The organism is Microbacterium sp. J1-1 (assembly GCF_024498615.1).
Classification (GTDB): Bacteria; Actinomycetota; Actinomycetes; order Actinomycetales; family Microbacteriaceae; genus Microbacterium; species Microbacterium aurugineum.
Map to the genome: position 1 here is coordinate 415,970 of NZ_CP089590.1, position 22,702 is coordinate 438,671.

General features: G+C 68.7%; 19 protein-coding genes. 10 read left to right on the forward strand and 9 right to left on the reverse strand.

Translation table 11 applies throughout. The annotated features are described in order from the left end of the window. Positions 1-124 precede the first annotated feature (124 nt). Entirely contained in the window at positions 125-436 is a 312-nt protein-coding gene (locus tag LRQ07_RS01960) for a hypothetical protein (RefSeq protein ID WP_047522953.1), read from the forward strand. 2 nt (positions 437-438) lie between these two features. Here LRQ07_RS01960 and LRQ07_RS01965 read toward each other — a convergent pair whose 3' ends face one another. Then, positions 439-1,044: a zinc-binding alcohol dehydrogenase gene (locus tag LRQ07_RS01965; RefSeq protein ID WP_131492084.1), complete on the reverse strand. Its 606-nt coding sequence runs from the start codon at positions 1,042-1,044 to the stop codon at positions 439-441. Between the two features lie 86 nt (positions 1,045-1,130). On the opposite strand from LRQ07_RS01965, the gene purM reads away from it, so the two are divergent. Genes purM through LRQ07_RS01980 form a run of 3 tightly spaced genes read left to right on the forward strand, consistent with a single transcriptional unit; the run spans position 1,131 to position 5,035 of the window. Continuing rightward, a complete protein-coding gene (gene purM / locus LRQ07_RS01970; RefSeq protein ID WP_131492085.1) occupies positions 1,131-2,246 on the forward strand; it encodes a phosphoribosylformylglycinamidine cyclo-ligase in 1,116 nt (371 codons plus the stop codon). Positions 2,247-2,252: 6 nt separating this feature from the next. Beyond that, positions 2,253-3,725 (forward strand): amidophosphoribosyltransferase, encoded by a 1,473-nt coding sequence (purF, locus tag LRQ07_RS01975; protein ID WP_047522956.1) that lies wholly within the window; start codon positions 2,253-2,255, stop codon positions 3,723-3,725. After that, entirely contained in the window at positions 3,722-5,035 is a 1,314-nt protein-coding gene (locus tag LRQ07_RS01980; RefSeq protein WP_131492086.1) for a CynX/NimT family MFS transporter, read from the forward strand. The genes purF and LRQ07_RS01980 overlap by 4 nt, the downstream gene beginning before the upstream one ends. 239 nt (positions 5,036-5,274) lie before the next feature. Here the strand turns inward: LRQ07_RS01980 and LRQ07_RS01985 are convergent, their stop codons facing one another. Then, positions 5,275-6,318 carry a LacI family DNA-binding transcriptional regulator gene (locus tag LRQ07_RS01985; RefSeq protein ID WP_131492087.1) on the reverse strand — a complete coding sequence of 348 codons (1,044 nt, stop codon included), beginning with the start codon at positions 6,316-6,318 and terminating at the stop codon, positions 5,275-5,277. Positions 6,319-6,412: 94 nt separating this feature from the next. On the opposite strand from LRQ07_RS01985, the gene LRQ07_RS01990 reads away from it, so the two are divergent. The 3 genes from LRQ07_RS01990 to LRQ07_RS02000 all read left to right on the forward strand — a co-directional run bounded on the left by LRQ07_RS01990 (position 6,413) and on the right by LRQ07_RS02000 (position 14,103). Then, positions 6,413-8,239, forward strand: coding sequence for a glycoside hydrolase family 35 protein (locus LRQ07_RS01990; protein WP_256535681.1), 1,827 nt, complete (start codon positions 6,413-6,415; stop codon positions 8,237-8,239). Positions 8,240-8,478: 239 nt separating this feature from the next. Then, positions 8,479-13,659 (forward strand): endo-alpha-N-acetylgalactosaminidase family protein, encoded by a 5,181-nt coding sequence (locus LRQ07_RS01995; protein WP_256535682.1) that lies wholly within the window; start codon positions 8,479-8,481, stop codon positions 13,657-13,659. 54 nt (positions 13,660-13,713) lie between these two features. Further along, positions 13,714-14,103 carry a type II toxin-antitoxin system VapC family toxin gene (locus LRQ07_RS02000; RefSeq protein WP_413775528.1) on the forward strand — a complete coding sequence of 130 codons (390 nt, stop codon included), beginning with the start codon at positions 13,714-13,716 and terminating at the stop codon, positions 14,101-14,103. A gap of 6 nt (positions 14,104-14,109) precedes the next feature. Here the strand turns inward: LRQ07_RS02000 and LRQ07_RS02005 are convergent, their stop codons facing one another. The 5 genes from LRQ07_RS02005 to LRQ07_RS02025 form a co-directional block, all read right to left on the reverse strand. Continuing rightward, positions 14,110-15,030 (reverse strand): carbohydrate ABC transporter permease, encoded by a 921-nt coding sequence (locus LRQ07_RS02005; RefSeq protein ID WP_047522959.1) that lies wholly within the window; start codon positions 15,028-15,030, stop codon positions 14,110-14,112. Beyond that, the gene (locus LRQ07_RS02010; RefSeq protein ID WP_256535684.1) at positions 15,027-16,004 is read right to left on the reverse strand and encodes a carbohydrate ABC transporter permease; all 978 of its coding nucleotides are present in this window, start codon (positions 16,002-16,004) and stop codon (positions 15,027-15,029) included. The genes LRQ07_RS02005 and LRQ07_RS02010 overlap by 4 nt, the downstream gene beginning before the upstream one ends. Positions 16,005-16,094: 90 nt before the next feature. Continuing rightward, the gene (locus tag LRQ07_RS02015) at positions 16,095-17,408 is read right to left on the reverse strand and encodes an ABC transporter substrate-binding protein (RefSeq protein WP_256535685.1); all 1,314 of its coding nucleotides are present in this window, start codon (positions 17,406-17,408) and stop codon (positions 16,095-16,097) included. Positions 17,409-17,602: 194 nt separating this feature from the next. Next, a complete protein-coding gene (locus LRQ07_RS02020) occupies positions 17,603-18,424 on the reverse strand; it encodes an MOSC domain-containing protein (protein WP_256535686.1) in 822 nt (273 codons plus the stop codon). Positions 18,425-18,553: 129 nt separating this feature from the next. Then, a complete protein-coding gene (locus LRQ07_RS02025; protein ID WP_029259537.1) occupies positions 18,554-18,739 on the reverse strand; it encodes a DUF3073 domain-containing protein in 186 nt (61 codons plus the stop codon). A gap of 150 nt (positions 18,740-18,889) precedes the next feature. On the opposite strand from LRQ07_RS02025, the gene LRQ07_RS02030 reads away from it, so the two are divergent. Next, positions 18,890-19,432: a universal stress protein gene (locus LRQ07_RS02030; protein WP_232762739.1), complete on the forward strand. Its 543-nt coding sequence runs from the start codon at positions 18,890-18,892 to the stop codon at positions 19,430-19,432. Between the two features lie 123 nt (positions 19,433-19,555). Here the strand turns inward: LRQ07_RS02030 and LRQ07_RS02035 are convergent, their stop codons facing one another. Continuing rightward, positions 19,556-20,182: a PadR family transcriptional regulator gene (locus tag LRQ07_RS02035; RefSeq protein WP_047522962.1), complete on the reverse strand. Its 627-nt coding sequence runs from the start codon at positions 20,180-20,182 to the stop codon at positions 19,556-19,558. Next, a complete protein-coding gene (locus LRQ07_RS02040; RefSeq protein ID WP_256535687.1) occupies positions 20,179-21,018 on the reverse strand; it encodes a DUF4097 family beta strand repeat-containing protein in 840 nt (279 codons plus the stop codon). The genes LRQ07_RS02035 and LRQ07_RS02040 overlap by 4 nt, the downstream gene beginning before the upstream one ends. Before the next feature lie 147 nt (positions 21,019-21,165). On the opposite strand from LRQ07_RS02040, the gene LRQ07_RS02045 reads away from it, so the two are divergent. After that, positions 21,166-21,828, forward strand: coding sequence for a GntR family transcriptional regulator (locus tag LRQ07_RS02045; RefSeq protein ID WP_047522964.1), 663 nt, complete (start codon positions 21,166-21,168; stop codon positions 21,826-21,828). A 66-nt stretch (positions 21,829-21,894) separates the two neighbouring features. Then, positions 21,895-22,692 (forward strand): MBL fold metallo-hydrolase, encoded by a 798-nt coding sequence (locus LRQ07_RS02050; protein WP_231555038.1) that lies wholly within the window; start codon positions 21,895-21,897, stop codon positions 22,690-22,692. The last annotated feature ends 10 nt before the right edge of the window (positions 22,693-22,702 follow it).

Sequence of the window (22,702 nt, forward strand, 5' to 3'; positions counted from 1 at the left end):
GGATGCAGGAGGGAATCGCTCGGCCGGCTCCTGCATCCGTGCAATCGTCCGACCGATGCGCACCCGAGACCGAGGGCCGGAAGCCCCGGTTCCCGGCATCCGTAGACGGTGGGACAATGGAGTCATGGCCCCCACCGATTCCCACCAGACCGTCGAAGCGACCGTGCGCCGCGTGCCGCGGTACGGCGTGTTCATGGGCATCGGCGTGGTGGTCGGCATCATCGCCGCCGGCATCCTCACCTGGGCGGGCAGCTTCGAGCCTTCGCAGGCGCTCGATGTCGTCTATCCGCCCGGACAGGTCTTCGGGTTCCTCCTGCTGTGGACGGTGCCGATCGGCATCGCGCTGGGCGGAGTCGTCGCCCTCATCCTGGAGCGGGTGGCGCGCCGACACGACCGCGTCGTGCGGGTCGACCACGAGACCGTCGTCGACGACTGAGGCTACGCCAGCTCGGCGATCACCGGACGGATGGCGGCGTCGAACGCCACGACGTCGCGCCGCAGGCCGTCGGTCACCGCGACGGTGAGCGCTCCGATCCACCAGATGCCGCGCTGCGAGAACGGCAGCACCTGCACATTGAGCTCGAACGAGTGCGCCCGACGCCCGACCTCGCGCTCGAACTCCGCGATCGCGCTCGCATAGGCGCGGTAGGCATCGCCACCGGTATGGCTCTTCATCGAGCTCACATATCGGTCGTGCGCGGCGCGCGCGTAGCGGAGTGCGGACTCCGCCTGCGGAGCGATCGCGGCGGTCAGCTCTTCGGCGCCCGAGGCCGGCAGCGCGACCAGGGTGTCGAACCCGTCGATGAGCTCGAGCGGCACGTCGGAGGGGTGCGCGCGCGGCTCGACCGTCATGTCCCAGTACTCGCGCCATTGCGCCTCGACCGCGGGGGAGGCGTCGACCGCATCCGGTGCGCGGACGGCGAGCTCACGGAGCGTCGGGAGGCCCTCCGGCTCGCGGATCCCGAGGCTCTGCCGCAACGCGAGCGCGACGAGCACCGGAACGCTCGCGTCTTCGCGGATGAGCCACTGCGGCTTGTCGGCCATGGCCCCATCGTAGGCGGGTCGAGGGCCCGGATCCGAGAGTGATCCTGGCGGAGAGTCGAACCCCTCGCGGGCGGTAGGCTGGAAGCGTGGCTGCCTCCCCCACCAATCCCTATTCCGAAGCCGGCGTCGACACCGCTGCAGGTGATCTCGCCGTCGAGCTGATGAAGTCGTCCGTGCGCGCGACGCACGGCCCCGAAGTTCTCGGCGGTGTCGGCGGATTCGCCGGACTGTTCGATGCCAGCGCGCTGCGCGATTTCCGTCGCCCCCTGCTCGCGACCAGTACCGACGGCGTCGGCACGAAGGTCGCGATCGCGCAGGCGATCGACAAGCACGACACGATCGGCCAGGACCTGGTCGGGATGGTCGTCGATGACATCGTCGTGGTGGGCGCGAGGCCGCTCTTCATGACCGACTACATCGCGTGCGGCAAGGTCGTCCCGGAGCGCATCGCCGACATCGTCCGGGGCATCGCCGAGGCGTGCTCGGCCACCGGCACGGCACTCGTCGGCGGCGAGACCGCGGAGCACCCCGGGCTTCTCGGGCCCCGCGACTACGACGTGGCGGGTGCGGCGACCGGTGTGGTCGAGGCCGATGCGATCCTCGGGGCCGAGCTCGTGCAGGACGGCGATGCGGTGATCGCGGTCGCCTCCAGCGGACTGCACTCCAACGGCTACTCCCTCGTGCGCCACATCGTGACCCGCGCGGGGATCGGGTACGGCGACAACGCCGCCGACTTCGGCACCACTTGGGGCGAGGCGCTCCTCGAGCCGACCCGCCTCTACACGCTTCCCCTTCTGCGTCTGATCGAGCAGCTGGACGGCGGAGTCCACTCTCTCAGCCACGTCACCGGCGGCGGCATCGCGGCGAACCTCGCCCGTGTGCTCCCGCAGGGCAGCTGGGTGGAGGTCGACCGCAGCAGCTGGTCGCCGAGCCCCGTCTTCCGCGTGCTCAGTGACATAGCCGGCTCCACGCTGGAGTCGGCAGAGGGAACCTGGAACCTCGGCATCGGCTTCCTCGCCGTGGTCGCCGCGGAGAAGAAGGATGCCGCGATCGCGGCGCTGAACGCCGAGGGCATGCTCTCGTGGCAGGTCGGGACGGTGGGCTTCGGTCCGCGTCCGGCCGGTGAATTCGAACAGGGCGCCAAGGGCGTCGACGGTGGAGCGGTGCGCCTGGTCGGCGCCTACGCGGACGGAGCGAAGTAAGAGCCCATGTGCGGCATCGTCGGAATGGTGGGCTCTGCCCCGGTCAATCAGGACATCTACGACGCACTCCTGCTGCTGCAGCACCGCGGCCAGGATGCGACGGGCATCGCCACCGCCGAAGCGAACGGCGTGATGCACAACGCCAAGGCGCAGGGCATGGTCCGTGAGGCGTTCCGCACCCGTGACATGCGCGCGCTGCTCGGCAACGTGGGCCTCGGCCACGTGCGCTACGCGACCAAGGGCACGGCTTCGAACGAAGAGGAGATGCAGCCGTTCTACGTGAACGCGCCGTACGGCATCATCCTCATCCACAACGGCAACCTCACCAACACCCGCGAGCTCACGGCCGACATGGCCAAGCGCGACCGCCGCCACCTGAACTCGTCCAGCGACACCGAGCTGCTGCTCAATGTGCTCGCCGGCGAACTGCAGAACACGACCTCGGCCGTCGACCTCGACCCCGAGCGCGTCTTCGAAGCCGTCGCCCGCACGCACGAGCGGATCGAGGGCGCGTACGCCGTGATCGCCGTGATCGCCGGCTACGGTCTGCTCGCCTTCCGCGATCCGTTCGGTATCCGCCCGCTGATCCTCGGTCGTCGCCCGTCGACGGTCCCCGGTGCCGAGGGCAAGGATGAGTGGGTCGTCGCGAGCGAGTCGCTCGTGCTCGAGAACGGCGACTACGACGTCGTCCGTGAGGTCGAGCCCGGTGAGGCGGTCTTCATCACCAACGACGGGGAGCTGTTCTCGAAGCAGTGCGCCCCGGCCGCGACGCTCGCGCCGTGCGCCTTCGAGTACGTCTACCTCGCGCGCCCCGACTCGGTCATGAACGGCATCTCGGTGTACGAGTCGCGTCTGCGCATGGGCGACCGTCTGGCCGACACCATCGCCAAGCACGTGCCGATGGACAAGATCGACGTGGTCATGCCGATCCCCGACTCCTCTCGTCCCGCCGCCATGGAGGTCGCCCGCAAGCTCGGCATCGAGTACCGCGAGGGCTTCTACAAGAACCGCTACGTCGGCCGGACCTTCATCATGCCCGGGCAGGCGGTGCGCAAGAAGAGCGTGCGTCAGAAGCTCAACGCCATGTCCACCGAGTTCCAGGGCAAGAACGTGCTGCTGATCGACGACTCGATCGTGCGCGGGACCACATCCAAGGAGATCATCCAGATGGCGCGGGATGCCGGTGCCGCTTCGGTCACCTTCGCCTCCGCGGCGCCTCCCGTGCGGCACCCGCACGTGTACGGCATCAACATGCCCTCACGCCACGAGCTCATCGCCCACGGGCGGACGATCCCCGAGATCGCCGAGGAACTCGGTTGCGATCACCTCGTGTACCAGGAGGTCGACGACCTCAAAGCGGCGATCATCGAAGGGTCGGCCCTCACGGACCTCGACCTGAGCTGCTTCGACGGCCGGTACGTGACCGGCACGGTCTCCGACGAATACCTGGCCTGGGTGGAGGGGTCGCAGACCTCATGACGATGCCGGGCGCTCGACCGCTGTGGCAGGGTCGGGCTCTCGCACTCGTGGGGATCGTCCTGGTGGCGTTCTCGCTGCGCTCGGCGGTCGCCTCCCTGTCTCCGGTGATCGACCATGTCGCCGAGGACTTTCCCGTCTCGCCGGTGATCATCGGGTTGATCGGCGCCGCCCCTCCGGTCTGCTTCGCCATCTTCGGGCTGCTCACGCCGTTGTTCGAGCGGCGCTTCGGCCTGGAGCGGATGGCGATCGCCGCGATCACCCTGATGGCTCTGGGGCTGCTGCTGCGCGGTCTCGCCATCGACTCCACCACCTTGCTCGCGGCGACCGCGGTCGTGTTCGCGGGGGTCGGTTCGGGCAACGTGCTGCTTCCCCCGCTGGTGAAGAAGTACTTCCCCGACCGCCTCGGGATCATGATGACGATCTACTCGACCACGATGGCGGTGTCGACTTTCCTGCCGCCGCTCGTCGCGGTTCCGGTCGCCGATTCGCTCGGCTGGCGGGTGTCGCTCGGCATGTGGGGCATCGTCGCCGGAATCGCACTGGTGCCCTGGGTCGCGCTGCTGTTGGGGAATCGGGCTCGCGCGGACGCGCCGATGAAGACGGAGCTCCTCGTCCCCGATCCCACGGACGGTGTCAACGACGTGCAGGATGCGGTGGCCGTCGCGACCGGTCCGATCTCGACCACTCCGGCGAACCGCAGACACTTCGCCCGCCTGTGGCGACTGCCGCTCGCCTGGGCACTCGCGCTCGTGTTCGGGGCTTCTTCCACCATGGCGTACGTCTCGTTCGCGTGGATGCCGACCATGCTCGTCGACATCGGCGGGGTCAGCCCGGCGACAGCGGGCTTCCTGTTGTCGCTGTTCGCGCTGATCGGTCTTCCCTGTTCACTGCTGGTGCCGATCCTGGTGGTCCGGTTCCAGGCGACACGTCCCCTCTTCTTCGTGGCCGTCGCCGGAGGACTGGTCGGGCTCGCCGGCCTCCTGCTCATCCCGACCGTGGCCCTGCCGCTGTGGGTGAGCATCTTCGGTCTCACGGCCATCATGTTCCCGCTGAGCCTGGTCCTGCTCAGCATCCGTGCCCGTACGCCGGAGAGCGCCGTCGCGTTGAGCGGGTTCGTGCAGAGCATCGGCTACGCGATCGCCGCGGTGTTCCCGCTGCTGATCGGGCTGCTCCACGAGACCACCGACGGCTGGCAGATCCCGCTCCTCGTCATCGCAGGTGTGCTCGTCGTCGTGATCCCCGCGGGCGTCGTCGCAGGGCGTCGCCGCACCGTCGAGGACGAGTGGGAGCGCCGGCACGGCCGCTGGTGAGCGTACGGAGCGGGCTGCGGCGCGGAGGTGCGGTGGCTGCGGTGGCTGCGCCGGTGGTGGCGGTGGTGGCGGTGGATGCTGGCACACGTTTCGAAGGAGATCTCACGGAACGAAGGAGGCTTTGCTCAGTACGCTCCTTCTTTCCGTGAGATCTCCTTCAGGTTGTGCGGGCCTGGAACAGGCTGCGGCCCTGGAACGTGCGCCTCGTGCGCCTAGTGCGCCTCGTGCGCCTCGTGCGCCTAGCGCGCCGAGCGCGCCGAGCGGGGCGGGGCCGTCGACGAGCGCACGATGAGCTGCGGCTCGGTGGAGGGCATCTCGCCGACCGCCTCATGTCCCTCGATCTGAGCGATGACCCGGAGAGCGGCCGCACGGCCCATCGCCTCGAAGGGCTGGCGGACGGTCGTGAGCGCGGGGGAGGCGTACGCGGCGAGAGCGATGTCGTCCACGCTGACCACCGAGACGTCCTCCGGCACACTGCGACCGGCCTCGTGCAGGGCGCGGATCAGACCGAACGCCATCTCATCACTGCTGACGAAGACGGCGGTAGCCTCCGGGATGGCGGCGATCGTGCGCCCGGCGCGGTAACCGGATTCGGGTGTCCAGTCAGCGGGGATCAACGGCGGCGGCACGATGCCCCGATCGCGGAGCGTCTGCTCCCAGGCCTCGCTGCGCTGCTGTGTCTCGGTCCAGTAGTCGTCGCCCGAGACGTGCCACACGGTCTCGTGCCCGAGGTCGAGGAGGTGCTCGACGGCGAGGCGGGCGATGGCGCGCTGGTCGACCGCGAGGGGGGCGTCCTCGTCCAGGGAGGTGCGTTCGCTGCGGGTCGCGGGCGTGCGCTCGGTGCGCGTCCGCATCGCCGGACTCTCGAGTTCGACCGGGACACCGAGGATGATGCCTTCCGCGCCCTGACGCTCCAGTCGGTCGAAGGCCTCCAGGAACGCTTCAGCCGAGGCATGGTCCGCGACGGCCGCCGTCGACACGGTGTATCCATTGGCCGCGGCCGCCTGCTGGATGCCGACACCGAGCGCCGCCGACGAGTACCGGTCCGTCGAGACCACGATCACGCCCAATACGCGAGTGCGACCGGAGGCGAGCGAGGCGGCGGCGGCGTGCACGCGGTAGCCGAGCTCCTCGACTGCCGCCAGGACACGGCGGGCGGTGTCGGGGCGCACGTTGTCCTGCCCGGACATGACGCGGGAGACGGTCTGCGTGGAGACTCCGGCGAGCTGGGCGACATCGACCTGGCTCGGGGCGCGGTCGTCTCTCGGGCGGCGAGGGGACATGTGCTCAATGGTAGCGATCAATCGGCGTAAATCCAGGAGGCGGCGAGTCGGGCGATGCGATAATGTGAACGCAAACACTCGTGCTTGGAGCGCTATGCCTGACCTTCTCGCCTCGGCTCTCGACGGCTCTTCCGTTGCCGTCGACGCCTCGGCCACCGCGACGCCGATCGGCGCGCCCACCCTGTCCTGGCGCGACGGGGAGATCCTCCGCGACGGTGTCACGCACCGCATCCTCGCGGGCTCGATCCACTACTTCCGGGTGCATCCCGACCTGTGGGAGGACCGTCTCCGCCGACTCGCGGCGATGGGCGCGAACACGGTCGACACCTATGTCGCGTGGAACTTCCACGAGCGCGTCGAGGGCGACGTCCGCTTCGACGGATGGCGTGACATCGAGCGCTTCATCCGTCTGGCCGGAGAGGTGGGTCTGGATGTCTTCCTCCGCCCCAGTCCCTACATCTGCGCCGAGTGGTCCAACGGCGGCATCCCGTCCTGGTTGTCCGGGCGCGTCGCGGCGCTGCGCACCAGCGATGACGGCTTCCTCGCCGCGGTGGACGCCTGGTACGACCGCTTGATCCCCCGGCTCGTTCCGCTCCAGGCCTCGCACGGCGGACCGATCGTCGCGATCCAGATCGAGAACGAGTACGGGTCGTTCGGCAGTGACGCCGACTACCTCGCACACCTGCGGGACGGGCTCCGCCGCCGCGGGATGGTCGAGATGCTCACCACCGCCGACGGCATCACGGGCGACATGATCGAGCACGGCAGTGTCGCCGGTGCCCTGGCGACCTTCACATTCGGCACCGGGGTGGCGAGGGCCGTGGAACTGCGCCGCGAGGGTGATGCGCTCATGTGCAGCGAGTTGTGGGGTGGCTGGTTCGACCACTGGGGGGAGCGGCACCACGTGCGGTCCGCCGCGAGCGCCGGGGGCACGATCGAGGAGCTGTTGACCGCCGGCGGATCGGTGAGCCTGTACATGGCGCACGGTGGCACCAACTTCGGCCTCTGGAACGGGGCCAACCACGACCAGGTCCTGCAGCCGACCGTCACCAGCTACGACTCGGACGCACCGATCGGCGAAGACGGAACGCTCACCGAGAAGTTCCACGCGCTCCGTGCGCTGTTCGCGCCGTTCCATGCGGGTGAGCTCCCCCCGGTTCCCGGTGCGCCGCGGCGGCAGGGCGCGGCGACCACGCCGCTCGAGCCGCGCGCATCCCTGCTCGGGCTGATCGCTTCGCTCCCCGTGGCCGGTGACGTCTCGCCGCGACCGCGTACGTTCGAGGAGCTCGGTGCCGAAGACGGCCTCGTCGCGTATGAAGCGGACGTGTCCTTCCCCGCCGACGCGACGCTCACGGTCGACGGACTGCACGACCGTGCCGTGGTGTTCCTCGACGAGCGGCGTCTCGGCGTGCTGGAGCGCGACGGTGAGACCTCTCTCGCTCTGCCCGCCGACGGGGGGATGGGACGACTCACGATCCTCGTCGAGAGCCTCGGACGGATCAACTACGGGCCGTACACGGGCGAGGGCAAGGGCATCATGCGCGGCGTGATGATCGGCCGTCGGCTGGTGAACGGCTGGACGCATCGCCTGGTTCCCCAGGAGGCGCCGGCTCTCCCCCCCGACGCGACCGACGCGACCGACGCAACGGATGGTGTCGCCGTCGCCTCCCTCGACGTCGCCGAGCCGCTCGATGCCTGGCTCGCCTTCCCCGGTGGTGCGAAGGGGATGGTCTGGCTGAACGGCTTCCTCCTCGGCAGGTACTGGAAGGTCGGTCCGCAGGAGACGCTCTACGCGCCGGCGCCGCTGTGGAAGGCCGGCCGCAACGAGATCGTCGTGCTCGACACCGATGTCCTCGGGGTGGCCGTCGAGATCCGTGAAGAACCGTCGTTCGGGGAGACCGAGGAGTTCATCGGTTCCTGATCCGGGAGCCGCGAGAGCCGTCCTGCACCGAGGGTGTGGGGCGGCTCTTCTCGTCTGTTCTTCTCATCTATGCACGGCACTTCTCACCAATGTTTGCGCTTCTCCTCGCTCGATGCTTGATATTAAGGCATCCACGCGTCTAGTGTGATAGCGCAAACATCGATGAGGGTCGTCGATGATCATCTGCGGCGCACCGGGGCGTCTGTGCTCCCGGCCGCCGCTCGACCGAGAGGCAAGACGTGTCGAAACCTTCCCGACCGCCCCGCGCTACCGTCGCCCTCAGCTCGCTGCTGGCGACGGCACTCGCCTTCGGCGGCGTGCTCACCCAGGCGCCGTCCGCGCAGGCCGCCGAGCTGATCCCGGTCCCGAAAGCCGACTACCGCCTGCACGCGGTGTCGAGCGAATCGGACCCGTACCCGGCGCCGCCCTCGCTCGACGGCACCGCTCTCGGCGCCTTCGACGGCGATTTCGCGACGCAGTGGACCTCGCGCTACACCGCGAACGCGCCGTTCCCGCACTGGATCGTCGTCGACCTGCAGCGCTCCCTCTCGGTGAAGGCCCTCGACTACTCGGTCAAGCGGGGCCAGGCCGTGGCTGCGAAGACGGTCGAGGTCTACGTGACGGACGATCCCGATGTCGCCCGCAACTCGCCGGCCGACGGCGGATGGGGTGCGGCCTCGGGCACGGCGGTGCTGCACGCTCCGACCGCGAATGACGAGAAGCAGCGCATCACGCTGGATGCTGCCAAGGACGGCCGCTACGTGGCGCTGCTCGTGATCGACGCGCAGGGAACCACCGGCGGCGGGGCCGGCGAGATCGAGGTGCTCTCCGACGAGGAGCTGCCCCCGATCGTCACCGAGCCGGAGGAGCCGGACGCGGATGAGACCGTCGAGATCGCCGCCGGCGGCACCACGGCGGTCGTCTCGACCGAGTTCCCTCGCATCACGCAGTATCGCGTGGGGAGTGAGAGCATCGCCGGCCAGCGCACCTCGGCCAAGACCTGGTCGGTGAACGGCACGACCTACGCGTCGGAGACCACGTCGACGCCGTCCGCCACCGGGATCGACTATGTGTCGACACTGACGGGCATCGACGTCACCGTGCGCAGTAGCATCCGCGTCGCGGAGGACGGAACCGTCGGCTTCGAGGTCACCGCGGTCGAGGGGACGGCAGCCGTGACCACTCTGGGGCTTCCGGACAATGCCTTCCTCTCGGCGACCGCCGCCGATGCCGGGTCGGTGCTCGATCGCACGGTGATCAGCCCCGACAGCACCAAGAACGCCGACGAGCACATCGCGGTGAGCGCTTCGACGGCGACCGGCCAGAAGGGGGCGGCCTTCGCCTTCCTCGGCAACGGCGCGCTCATCGGCAGCGTGATCACCAACGCGACGACCCAGGCCTCCGGCGGCACGGCGTCGTGGAACACGCGCCTGACCACACGCATCACCGAGGCGGCGGGGCGCACGGCCGAGATCGGTTCTAGCGCCTGGCTGATCCACCCGACCACGGCGGTGGACAGCCGGGTGACCACCTACGCCCTTCCGAAGGTCACGGTCCTCCTCGCGGCGGACCGCAACGGCGACGCGAAGGTCGACTGGCAGGACGGCGCGATCCGCTACCGCGAGGTCGACACCCCTCGTCTCGGCGCCGATCGGGTCGCCGAGCGCGTGGTCAGTCGCATCCCCTTCAACTTCGCCTCCAGTGCGACGAACTACTTCGACCTGGTCCTCGACAACACCAAGCGCATCGCGAACCAGACCGACGGTCTCGGCCAGTGGGTGCTCAACAAGGGCTACGGCAGTGAAGGCCACGACTCGGCGAACACCGACTACGGCGGAAACTACAACGAGCGGGCGGGCGGCCTCTCCGACCTGAACACCCTCGTCGACGAGGGCGCGAAGCTCAACGCCGACATGAGCGTGCACGTCAACGCCACCGAGATCTATCCGCAGGCGAACGCCTTCGACTCCGCGATCCTCGACGGCGCCGCCCCGTACAAGCCGGGCTGGAACTGGCTCGACCAGTCGTACTACATCAACCAGCAGACCGACCTCGGCACCGGACGGGTGCTCGACCGCTTCCAGCAGCTGCGGGACGAGGTCCCCGGCCTCAGCGGCGTCTACATCGACGTGTACTACTCGAACGGGTGGGTCGCCGAAGAGCTCGCCGACGAGCTCAACAGCATGGACCTCGAGGTCGCCACCGAGTGGGGTGACAAGTTCGTCGACAGCACGGTCTGGTCGCACTGGCCGAACGACCTCAGCTACGGCGGGGTGACGAACAAGGGCATCAACTCCACGATGGTGCGCTTCATCCAGAACGGCCAGGCCGACGTCTGGAACGACGATGCGCTGCTCGGACAGCAGCGACTCGTCGACGCCGAGGGCTGGGTCGGAAACCGCAACTGGGACGGCTTCGTCGACAACATCTGGACCCAGAGCCTGCCGACCAAGTTCCTCCAGCACTTCGACCTGCTCACGTACGAGGCAGGTGCCGAGGCGACGCTGACCGACGACGTCGCCGTCCGCATCGACGGCAGTACCCGGGTCATCACGATGGACGGCGCCACGGTGCTGCGAGGTGACTCCTACCTGCTCCCCTGGCAGTCGCTGTCCTCCAACGAGGAGGCCGGTTCCCCGGTCGACGCCGACAAGATGTACTTCTATTCGGCGTCGGGAGGCGAGGAGACGTTCGGGCTCACCGAGGCGTTCCGAGGCAACACCGCCTTCGACGTGTTCGAGCTGGGAGACCAGGGACGCGTCAAGGTCGGCACCGTGAATGCGGCAGGCGGCGAGCTCACGCTCAGCGGAGACGAGGGCACGGCCTACGTCGTGGTGCCGCAGGGCGGCGCCCAGCGCGCGGCGGTCGAGTACCACGACGCCGGTCTCGACGACCCGGGCTTCAACTCCGGTTCGCTCGACGTCTGGAATCCCCAGGGCGATGTGTCGATCGAGCGCACCGACCTCGGCAGCGCGAAGAACGAGTCCCGGGGTGACAACGTCGCCGTGCTCGGTGCGGCCGCCTCGTCGATCTCGCAGACCGTGACCGGGCTCACCCCCGGGCAGCGGTACGCGTTCTCGGCGCAGGTGCAGATCGATCCGACTGCGACCCGCGATGTGAGCGTCTCGGTCGACACCGGTTCCGGTGCGGTGACCCGCACCTGGAACCTCTCGCCGACGTACAACTACATGCGCGCCGACTCCAAGGCGGGTCAGTACTACCAGCGTGGGTCGACGTCGTTCCTGGCCCCGGCATCCGGTGAGGTCACCGTGTCTGTCGGTGCCGTCGCGGGTGACGCGAAGGTCCGGATCGACAACGCCCGCGTCTCGCGCGACACGACCGCACCGTTCGCGGCCGGCACGGTGTACTCGAACGACTTCGAGGGCAACGAGGCCGGGTGGGGTCCGTTCGTGAAGGGGAACGCCAACGGCATCGACGACCCGCGCACGAGCATCTCGCGCCGACACGATCCGTACACGAGCAGCGAGTGGCGCAACACCGCCAAGCCGTTCGACGCGGGTGCACTCGCGGGGCTCGCGGTGGATACGACGCTCACCGGCGACCACTCGCTCATGTCGCACTCCGAGAACAGCGGGGTCGTCTATCGCACCGATCCCACACTCGTTCCGCTGCAGGCGGGGCACTCGTACCGGATCGGATTCGACTACCAGGTCGGCGCGAGCGGCGCCTACCGCTGGCTCACCGGCACGGATGCGGTGGCGGGCGGCACGGTCACCTCGACCACGCTCAGTCGCACCGGGATCACGCAGGCGCTGGAGACGGCGGAGTTCTCGCAGGATGTGATCGTCGGATGCGGCGACTACACCTGGGTCGGACTCGAACGCGTCGGGGGACCGGACGTGGACTTCGTGCTGGACGACTTCACGGTCACAGACCTCGGCCCGACGACCGGCGGCACCCCGTGTGCGACGGTGTCTGCGGAGGCGGGCGTCCTGAGCCCCGGCGCGCAGACCGCGTTCACGACCACCTTCACCAACAGCGAGTCCCTCGCCGTCGAGAACATCGGCGTGCAGCTCGAGGTGCCGGAGGGGTACGCGGTCGAGGTCGCCGACGACTCGTCGAACCTGTTCGAGAAGGTCGAGCCCGGGGACAGCGTGGACACCACGTGGCTGGTCACCGCGCCGGCGGAGGCCGCGGGCACGACGGTCGGCATCGGGATCGCGGCGACATATCTCGCGGACTGCGATGTGCGCACGGTCGTGACGACGCAGGAGGTGTCGGTGTCCTCACGGGCTCGCATCCCCAACGCGCAGATCTCCGTGACGGCGAGCTCCGAGGAGACGTCCGGGGAGAACGGTGCGGCCGTGAACATGCTCGACGGGAACGCGGGCACGTTCTGGCACAGTCGGTGGAGTTCGGCGGCGACGTCGTACCCGCACGTGCTGACCTTCGACCTGGGCGCCGCCGAGCAGGTGGACGGCATCTCGTACCTGCGCCGCGGCACCAACCAGAACGGTCCGATCAAGGGCTACGAGGTCGCGGTGTCGACCGACGGGCAGACGTACACGCCCGTCGTCTCGGGCGAGTGGCAGAACATCGCCGAATGGCAGGACGTGGACTTCGCGGAGACCACGGCGCGCTACATCCGCGTGACCGCCACGTCGTCCATCTCGGGCACGCAGTTCGCGGCCGTCGCCGAGCTGGCCGTGTACGGTTCGCCGACCCCGCAGAGCGGTCATGCTCCCGCGACGCGGCCGGACGACGATCTGAGCGGCTGCACCCCGGTGACCGATCCGAAGCTCGGTCTCGACGCCGACTCGGTGCGGGCGGGAGAGACGGTGGGCATCGCGCTCACGGGCTTCGCTCCGGAGTCCACCGTGTCGGTCTGGCTCGACGACGCCCGGCTGACCGGTGCCACGGTCGATGCGGAGGGGGCGCTGACGACGCGACTGCTGATCCCGACGAACGCCTCGGTGGGCACGCACCGGGTGATCGTGCAGGACGCGGCCGGCGCGGAACTCGCCAGCGCTCCGTTGAAGGTCAAGAAGGCGAAGCCGGGGAAGAAGGCGACCATCACCGCGTCCATCGGATCGGTCGTCGCCGGCGCGAGCCTGACCGTGCAACTGAGCGGGTTCGACCCCGACACGCTGGTGCAGCTGTGGCTGCATTCCGAGCCGGTCCGCATCGGTGAGGTGACGATCTCGGCCGACGGTGATGCCGCCGCCACCGTCACGATCCCCGCGGCGACGCCGGCCGGCGCGCACGCGCTCGTCGCGACCGATGCGCAGGGCGTCGAGCTGGCGCGGGGCGACCTCGCGGTGACCGCGGCGGCCGGCAGCGGCGGTGACCTCGCCTCCACCGGTGCGGAGGGGGCGATCTGGGCGGGCGCGGCGTTCACGGCCCTCGCGGCGATCGGCCTGGGGCTGGCCCTGTGGCTGCGGAGACGCCGGCACAGCTGACCGACCCGCGGACACACGACCGGCCCGGAGGATTCCCCTCCGGGCCGGTCGTCTGTGTGCACGAAGAAGCGTCCTGCACGCCGGCGGGCGATATCGGGTTTTGCCGATTCCCCGGCCGCCGCCCTCTGGCGCCGCGCGGCGAGCGCACCCTGGGGGTCAGGATGGTCTGAGCTGGCGCTCATCGTGTCCCGCCCCACTGTGCCGGAACTCCTGGCCGCGCTCGAGGCTGCGGCCGTCGACCTCGCGCGGCTCCGCGTCGACCTGCACCCCACGCTGCCGCTCATCCCGCACGTGCTGGCGCTGCGCCGGAACGTGACGGCCTATGACGCGGCCTCTGTCGCGCTCGCGAGCGTGTTCGGGTGCACGCTGCTCACGCATGACCGGAGGCTGGCGCGCGCAGCCTCCGGTCACTGCACCGTCGAGGTGCCTGTCACGTCCGACTGACCAAGATCAGCCCTTCACGGCGCCGGCGGCGAGCCCGGAACGCCAGTACTTCTGCAGGGCGAAGAACAGCAGCACGAGCGGGATGACACCGAGCAGGGCGCCGAGCATGACGGCCCCCTTGTCGGGGGCGAAGTAGCTCACCATGCCGTACAGGCCGAGCGTCACGGGCTTCAGATCCTGGCTGGAGATCATCATCAGTGGCAGCAGGAAGTTGTTCCACGTGGCCACGAAGATGAACAGGAAGATCGTCACCATCGCGGGCCCCAGCAGGCGCATCACGATCGTGAAGAAGATGCGGGCCTCTCCGGCGCCGTCGATGCGGGCCGCCTCCAGGAGTTCGGTCGGCACCGACGACTGCGCGTAGACCATCCCGAGGAAGACACCGAACGGCGACACCGCCGAGGGGATGATGATCGCCCACACGGTGTTGGTCAGGCCGAGGGCCTGGAACTCGATGTACAGCGGCACGGTCAGCAGCGCGACCGGCAGCAGGAGCCCGGCCATGATGACCCCGACGGCGAGGCGTTTGCCGGGGAACGCGAACTTCGCGATCGCGTAGCCGGCCATCACGGCGAACAGTGTGCCGATGACGCCGGCGCTCACGGAGTACAGCATCGAGTTGCCGACCCAGCGCCAGAACAGGCCCTGGGTCCAGTCCATCAGGCTGCTGTAGTTGGCGGCGAGGTTGCCGTCGGCGAACCAGAAGCCGAAGGTCGAGGTGAGGTCGGTGTTGTTCTTCGTCGACGCGACGATGAGCCAGTACACCGGGACGAGGAAGTACAGCGTCGCGACGACGAGGGCGGTGATGCCGAATGCGCGTGCGACGGGGGTGGGAGCGATCGACGGAGGTGGTGCGTCCGCGTCGCGCGGCCGGCGGGGGCGTCGTCGTGATGACGTCGCGGTGGTGAGGAGGCGCGTGGTGGTCATGCGTCGCCCTTCCGGCGCTGGAGCAGCGCGTACACGATCGCGAGCACACCCGCGATCAGAGCCATGAGCAGGGAGTAGGCGGAGGCCGGACCGCTGCCTGACGGCGAGATCTCGCCCATCATCGTGTTGTAGGTGAGCATCATCGGTGTGAAGTCCTTGCCCATCCACGAGTTCGCGGCCTGCAGCACGACCGGCTCGTTGAACAGCTGGATGGTGCCGATGATCGACAGCAGCACGGCGAGGAGGGCGGCCCCGCGCACGAGCGGCACCTTGATGCGCATCGAGATCTGGAAGCCGGAGGCCCCGTCGAGACGAGCCGCTTCGTAGAGGTCGCGCGGAACGGCCTGCAGCGCCGACAGGAAGATCAGCATGTTGTAGCCCGTATAGGTCCAGGTCGTCATGTTCGCCATCGAGAACAGGATCGTGCCCGGGGCCATGAAGTCGGTGCCCTCCGGGAGGAAGGGCAGGAAGGGCGAGACCTCGGGTGTGTAGAGGTAGAGCCACATCATGGCGGCGATGATGCCGGGAACCGCGTAGGGGAGGAAGAACGAGAGCCGGAAGAGCGTGGGGCGGCGCACGATGAAGGAGTCCAGCAGCAGGGCGAGACCGAGTGCCAACAGGATCATCACGGGGATCTGCAGGGCGGCGTAGAGGACCACACGCCCCATCCCCGTCCAGAAGGCGCCGTTGGTCGCCGCGGTGACGAAGTTCTCGAGGCCGACGAACGTGTCGACGAGTTCGCCGCCGCCGTAGAGGCCGCCTCCCGCCGGCACCTGTGCGAAGAACGACGACCGGATCGACACGATGATCGGCACCAGGAAGACCAGCACGAAGAGCACGGCGAACGGCGTCATGAACAGCCATCCCGTGAGACCCTCGCGTCGGGTCCCGAACCGCCGTCGGCGGGTGGGGTCCGCGGGGATGCGCGGCGCCGGTGCCGAAGTCGCGCCTCGTGTTTCGGCCACTGTGACCATGGTGTCGCCTCTCGACCTCAAGACGACGGCGGAGTGCACGATTGCGCGTGCACTCCGCCGTCGATCATCCGATGATGCCTTCTCGCCGACTCACTCCGCGACCGGGAGCCCGAGATCCTTCAGCGAGGCCACGGCGGTGTCCTGCGCAGTGGTGAAGATGTCGGCGACCGTCGCCGTGCCGGCGACCGCGGCCGCGGCGGTCTCGTTCATCTTCGACAGCGTCGAGAAGCCCGGGGCGTACGGGAAGTCGGGGTTCAGGTTCTCGGTCGCCGTGCCGAGCTCGGCGAGCACATCCTGACCGCCGAACTGACGGAGCATCTTCTCGGGGGTCTCCACGTCGCCCTTGGCGGCGACGACGAGGCCCTGGGAGGCGAGGTCGTCGACCTGCGTGTTGAACCAGGCGTTGAACTCCATGGCCTCGGCGGGGTGCTCGCATCCCTTCATCACGGAGACGCCGGAGCCGCCGTCGGGGCCGCTCATCGCGCCGGCGCCGAAGTCGGGGAGCTGAGCCACACGCCACTGTCCTTCGGCCGGGGTGCCGTCGAGCGAGTCGAGGAGGAACCCGGCCTCCCATGCGGCTCCGACATGGCCGATGAGGCTGCCGTCGTTGAGCGCGGCGGTGAAGCCTTCGCCCCAGCGCTCGGTCGCGAGCGTCTGCTTGCTGTCGAGCAGCCCCTGCCAGAACGCGGCCACACGCTCGGAGCCGTCGCCCTCGGCGTCGACCTTCCACTCGTCGCCGGCGGTGGTGAACCAGGTGTCCCCGGCCGCGGCCGACTGGGCGGAGAGCCAGTTCTGCGCCTCGTCGGGCGTGAAGGCGGTGACGTACTTTCCGGCGGCCGACGCTGTGGCGGAGTCGGCGGTGAGGTCGTCCAGCGTCTTCGGGGCGTCGAGGCCCAGCGCCGTGAACTCGGCCTCGTTGTAGAAGTACACGAGGGGGCCGGTGTCCTGCGGGAGGCCCACGATCGCGTCGCCGACCTTCATGCCGCTGAAGGCCCCGGCCGAGAAGTCGTCTTCGTACTTCTTGGCCTCGTCCGCGACGTCCTGCAGCAGTCCCTTGACGAACAGCTGCGGCACCTCGGAGTACCCGGTCTGCGCGAGGCAGGGACCGTTGCCGGCCTTCACGTCGGTCTCGAGCTTGAGGATCATGTCGCTCGACTTGCCGTCGAACTTCGTCGCCGTGACCTGGATGTCGGGGTGATCGGCGTTCCAACGCTCGACGATCTCCGAGGTGGGGGTCATCCCTTCGCCATCGGGGAGGCGGTGCAGGTACTCGATGGTGACGGGGTCGCCGCCGGCGCTGCTGTCACCGGAATCGCCGGATGAGCACGCGGCGAGGCCGAAGGCCGACACCGCACCCACTGCGACGATTGCGGCGGTACGGGTGAAGCGAGGGGTGATTGCCATGCTGTTCTCCTCTTCGAGGTCAGGTTCATGCGGACCGCCCTGGGCCGGGGCTGACGCCGGGGCGTCGTCGATCACAAGCACATCAAATCAGAAAATGTTTGCGCTCACAAGCCTGGGATGACAAGAACTCGGCGCAAGACGGCCTCGCCAAAGGGAGCGCTGACATCACGACGGCATGCGGTCGCGGATCCTGCTCACCCCGCGCGGACCTCGTCGCCGACGCGGATCACGCCGCCCGCGTGAGGCCGGCCGTGATCCGACGGTGTCCAGCCGGGGAGGAGCAGGCGTCCGAGGGTCGGCTCCGGCTGCGCGAAGGAGCCCGTGAGGGTCGTGAGCACCGTGGCATCCCGCACGCCGGTGTCCGGGTTCGCATGGGTCGCGAGGCACCGCACGATGGGCCCGGCCGCCTGGAAGACGACGCCGCCGACGCGGACCTCCCCGGTCCAGTCGAGCTCACTCCAGGGCGCAGCGTCATCGATCACCACGTTGGAGCGGAAGCGTCGGTCGTCGACGCTCATCCCGAGGGCTTCACCCAGTGCGTGCACGCTGCCCCGGCCATGCACCGAGACATAGCCGCGCGGACGATCCTGGAAGCGCGAGGTCTCCCCATCGCCGACGAGCACGAGCGGGAGTCGACCTGGTCGCCGGAGGCGACGGCCTTCGGGGCTCGCCAGGACGAACTCAGTCACGGCTGCGGTCAGCTCACGCCGACCGTCGTCGTCGAGTCCTGCCTCGACGAGCACCGTGCCGGAGTGTTCGATCCGCATGCGCCGTGTCTCGTCGTCATATCCGGTGCGCAGGGCGGCGAGAGCGGGGAAGTCCTGAAGTGCGAGTCCCTTGGATTTGGGCCAATAGTCCAGGCCGTCCCGGTCTTCTGGCACGGCGGCATCCGCGAACCGGAACGCCAGAACGCGGTCTCCGGCGATCCGGCCGTCGGCTTGCACGGTCAGGGCGTCGCGGCGCTCGGGGGTGAGCCCCTTGATCGGGTGACGGTAGAGGGCGACGACGCGGGCCATGAGGAGATCTTCTCAGGTGCCGACACCCGCGCATGACGGACAGCGCTCCGTCGCCGAGGATCACCTCATAGGCGGCGGGCATGACGAAACACCCGCATGGCCTGCGGGTGTTCGAAACAGATCAGGCGGTCAGGCCTTCTCTAGTTCGTCCTCGTCTTCGTCGGCATAGTCATCCGCCCACTTGTCGACATATGCGTCTTCGTCGGTCGGGTGACCCAGCTCGCGCTCGAGAGCGGAGTAGTTCACCGACGGACTGTACGCCTTGAGTTCGCGGGCGATCTTGGTGTGTTTCGCCTTCTGACGGCCACGGCCCATGCGCGAGACCCCCTCACGAGTTAAGCGGCGGGATTCGAGGCCCGCGGCATTTTTCACGACACCGGCCTGAAGCCGGTAAGAGTAGCATTCAGAATAGCACGCGGGTAAGACGCTCTGGCCTAAGCCAGACCGGTGAAGGGAACGATCTTCATGACCGACGACACCTCCACTCCGTCCGACGAGGCCGCACAGAACGCGGCATTGCAGAAAGCAGTCATCGTCGGCATGCAACCGGGCCAGGACCGACACGTGATCGATGAGGCCGTGAGATACGCGCGTCTGCTGAGTGCGCCGCTCGTCGTCGCCCACGTCGACGTCACACGTTTCGTGACCTACGAGGACCCGGACGGGTACGTGCACTCGGCGCCGATCGACATCAACTTCGATGCGGGTGCCGCGGAGTTCGAGGCGGTCGAGGCCGAGGCTGCGAGGTTGCTCGCCGGCACGGACATCACCTGGACCGCCCGCCAGCTCGTCGGGGATCCGGCCCTGGCGATCAAGCAACTCGCCAACAAGCTGGATGCGCAGTTGATCGTCGTCGGCACGCGCAAGCGCGGCATCGGCGAATCGATCAGGGAGTTCTTCACCGGCTCGGTCGCAGCGCGCCTCGCCCACCGGCAGCATCGCTCGATCCTGGTCGTGCCCCTCGGTGAGATGGTGCCCGATGACCAGAAGGAGATCTGGCCGGAGTGACGCGGCGACACCCCTCCTGACCGTCGACGCCCCCTCGCATTCCCGGGAATGCGAGGGGGCGTCGATGATCAGAGGGGGTGTCGAGCATCGGCGGGGGTGCGATGCGGGGGTGCGATGCGGGGGTCAGGATCCGCGGACGCTGAGGGCTGCCGTCACGTTGCGGGCGGCCTCGTCGAGCGCCGTCTCGAGCTCGGTGACGACGGATGACGACAGGGTGCCGCCCTTGGCGAGGTGGGTGCGCAGATCGGTCCGCACCCGGGCACGGAAAGCGTTGACCACGGCATCCGCTCGGTGCATCTCCTCGCGACTGAGGAGTCGGGAGTCGTCGCTCTCCGTGCGCGGACGGCTCTTCGCGGCCGAGCGTTCACCCTTCTCGGCAGCGGCAAGGTCGGCGCGGAGGCTCTTCATCGCGTCCTGGACGCTCTGGCGCACTTCACTGGCGATCAGGCGCACAGAGTCCGTGATCCCGGCCTCGATCCCGGCGAGGTCGCCCTCCCGTGAGGCGAGCTCCGCGCGGCCGGCCTCGGTGATCGAGTAGATCGTGGTGCGGCCGTCGACGGTCTTCGTGACCAGGCCCTCCTCCTCGAGCTTCGCCAGGCGCGGGTAGATGGTCCCGGCGCTGGGCGTGTAGGTGCCGCCGGTGCGGTCGGTGAGCGACTGGATGATGCCGTAGCCGTGCTGCGGCGCCTCGGCGAGGAGCGACAGCAGGTACAGACGGAGGTCGCCGTGCGAGAAGACGGCCGGGGTCATGCTTCCCACTCCTCGTCGTCGGTGATGGAGGCCGGGGTGCGGCGGAGGACGGTGACGCCACCGGAGACGGAGTTCGCGCGCAGGTCGACGAAGCGCCCGGCGAGCTCCCCGGCGGTGCCGGTGTAGTTGCTGGGGCCCGAGGTGCTGCGCTCGATCCCGTCGATGAGCAGTCGACCGCTCAGGGACCGGATGACGTAGTTCGCGGCGAGTGACTCGTCGAGGCGCACCGTGGTGCCGCCGGAGACCGAGTTGACGTTGATGGTGTTCACGTCGCCGGCCGCATCCACGAGCGTCGAGCCCGAGACGATGTCGACCGTCGCCTTGCGCACGGCCCCGGTGACGGCGACATCGCCGGAGACGCTGTTGGCGCTGATCGAACCGGTGAGTCCGCGCACCTGCACATCGCCGGAGACGGAGTTGACCGTGAGGTCGCCGATCAGGGTGTCGACGATGATGTCGCCGGACACGGTGTTCAGGCGTGCGTCGTTGCGGATGCCCGAGACCAGGGCACCGGCACTGACCACGCCGAGGGTCAAGGCGATCGAGCGGGGGACCGCCACGCTCACCTCGGCGCGGGGGCCACCGGAGCCGAAGTTGCGGAACACCTCGAGGAAGTTGTCCCAGCCCAACTGCGGGTGGTCGATCTCGACCTCGCCGTCGTGGGACTCGATACGGAGGTCTTTGGTGGTGACACCGTGCACCTCGATGCGGATGCCGGGTTCGTCGTGGGCGATGACATCCACCTGTCCGCCGACCAGGCCCACCTTGAGGCGGGTGACGGACTCGATGTCGATGACGCGTTCCTCGCCCGGGGCGATGAGCCACTTCTCGGTCATGTGCTTCTCCTGTGTGAGTGTTCGAGATATATCGTGTGTTGCCACAGTAACACGATATATCTCGACATTGTCAACCCCCGCGCGTCCGTCGGAGGGTCGATGGGCCGAGCGGTAGTCTTCGACGGAAGGACTTCGAGGGGAGAAGATGTGGCCGGGCGATCGACGAAGCAGCCCATCGCCGACCGAATGTACGAGGTGCTGCTGCACCAGTTCATGTCGGGGGAGCGGGCAGCGGGGCAGAGCCTGAACATCGGCGCCCTGTCGCGCGAGCTGGATGTCAGTCAGACGCCCCTGCGTGAGGCCCTGGCACGGCTGGAGCACACCGGACTCGTCCAGCGCGAGGCGCTGCGGGGCTACCGCGTGGCCCCGGTCATGACGCGAGAAGAGGTGGAGCAGCTCGGCGAGGCCCGCGTGCTGCTGGAGCCCCGTCTCGCCTACGAAGCCGCGCAGCGGACGACCCCCGAATTCCTGGAGGGTCTGCGCGAGGCGGTGGAGGACTTCCGGCGCTCGGCCGAGGTCGCCGACACCGAGACCGAAGGCTTCGACCTCTATTGGCGCAGCGATGCGCGCTTCCACATGATGATCGCCGCGCAGTCCGGCAACGCCTTCCTGGAGCTGTCCTACGCGGCACTCGGCGGGCAGATCCAGCGGTTCCGCCTGTTCTCGAAGTTCGGGCGCACGGGAGCGGTGAGTGCGGCGCCGGAGCACGATGCGGTCTACCAGGCGATCGTGGCCGGTGATGCCGAGGGCGCGGCCGACGCGATGCGCCACCACATCATCGGTGCCACCGAGCGGCTTCTGAACGCCTGAACGGCGAGCGGTTCCGCGAAGGAGGCGACCTGTCGCTCTTGGAGGGATTGCGCTATACTATTTTTTGTGAGCGCGCAGAGTGAGGGCACCATGTCGACGTCGACGACCGGATCAGCCGGACCGTCCGGATACGTCGCACGTCCGCTCGTCGAGGGCTTCCCCGGTAAGTCGAGTTCGCACGGCGCATTCGGATGGAGCAGCCTGTGGCTGCTCGATGACGGCGTGCGACGCGTGCTGGTCGATGCCGGACAGCCCGCGTACATCCCCCTCATCCATGCCGGCCTCGAGCGATACGGTCTGACCACGGACGACGTGACCGACGTGCTGCTGACGCACATGCACTGGGATCACGTCTCGAACTTCCCCATGTTCGCCAACGCCACGACCTGGGTGGGGGAGCGCGAGCTGCGCTGGGCGGCCGAGCAGCCGTCCGGGACGCCCTTCCTTCCCGACCTCCACGTGCAGGAGCTACTTCGCCGCACGGATCGGGTCGGACGCATGGCAGCGGGCCAGGAAGTGCTCCCCGGCATCCATGCCGTCGACAGCGCAGGGCATACCCCGCACCACCTCGCCTTCTATCTCGAGCGTGCGGACGAGAAGCGCGTCTTCGCCGGGGATGCGGTCAAGAATCTGTACGAACTCGCCTCGGGGCGGGTCGACTCGACGCTCGACGCGGACGCCAGCGCGGCCACGATCGTCGCGATGCGCTCACTGCTGACCGACACCGGAGCCAGCCTCGTACCCGGACACGACGTCGAACTGCGATGGGAGGCCGGCGAGGCACACCGCCGACGCCCCTCGGGAGCCGCGATCGGGTTCTTCGCCGACGCCTCCACGGGTGAAGAGGACCGCAGCATCGGCTGACCGCCGAGCG

Coding starts and splice junctions, on each gene's coding strand:
- LRQ07_RS01960 (WP_047522953.1), top strand. CDS start 125: ATGGCCCCCACCGATTCCCACCAGACCGTCGAAGCGACCGTGCGCCGC.
- LRQ07_RS01965 (WP_131492084.1), bottom strand. CDS start 1,044: ATGGCCGACAAGCCGCAGTGGCTCATCCGCGAAGACGCGAGCGTTCCG.
- purF (WP_047522956.1), top strand. CDS start 2,253: ATGTGCGGCATCGTCGGAATGGTGGGCTCTGCCCCGGTCAATCAGGAC.
- LRQ07_RS01980 (WP_131492086.1), top strand. CDS start 3,722: ATGACGATGCCGGGCGCTCGACCGCTGTGGCAGGGTCGGGCTCTCGCA.
- LRQ07_RS01985 (WP_131492087.1), bottom strand. CDS start 6,318: ATGTCCCCTCGCCGCCCGAGAGACGACCGCGCCCCGAGCCAGGTCGAT.
- LRQ07_RS01990 (WP_256535681.1), top strand. CDS start 6,413: ATGCCTGACCTTCTCGCCTCGGCTCTCGACGGCTCTTCCGTTGCCGTC.
- LRQ07_RS02005 (WP_047522959.1), bottom strand. CDS start 15,030: ATGACCACCACGCGCCTCCTCACCACCGCGACGTCATCACGACGACGC.
- LRQ07_RS02010 (WP_256535684.1), bottom strand. CDS start 16,004: ATGGTCACAGTGGCCGAAACACGAGGCGCGACTTCGGCACCGGCGCCG.
- LRQ07_RS02015 (WP_256535685.1), bottom strand. CDS start 17,408: ATGGCAATCACCCCTCGCTTCACCCGTACCGCCGCAATCGTCGCAGTG.
- LRQ07_RS02020 (WP_256535686.1), bottom strand. CDS start 18,424: ATGGCCCGCGTCGTCGCCCTCTACCGTCACCCGATCAAGGGGCTCACC.
- LRQ07_RS02025 (WP_029259537.1), bottom strand. CDS start 18,739: ATGGGCCGTGGCCGTCAGAAGGCGAAACACACCAAGATCGCCCGCGAA.
- LRQ07_RS02030 (WP_232762739.1), top strand. CDS start 18,890: ATGACCGACGACACCTCCACTCCGTCCGACGAGGCCGCACAGAACGCG.
- LRQ07_RS02035 (WP_047522962.1), bottom strand. CDS start 20,182: ATGACCCCGGCCGTCTTCTCGCACGGCGACCTCCGTCTGTACCTGCTG.
- LRQ07_RS02040 (WP_256535687.1), bottom strand. CDS start 21,018: ATGACCGAGAAGTGGCTCATCGCCCCGGGCGAGGAACGCGTCATCGAC.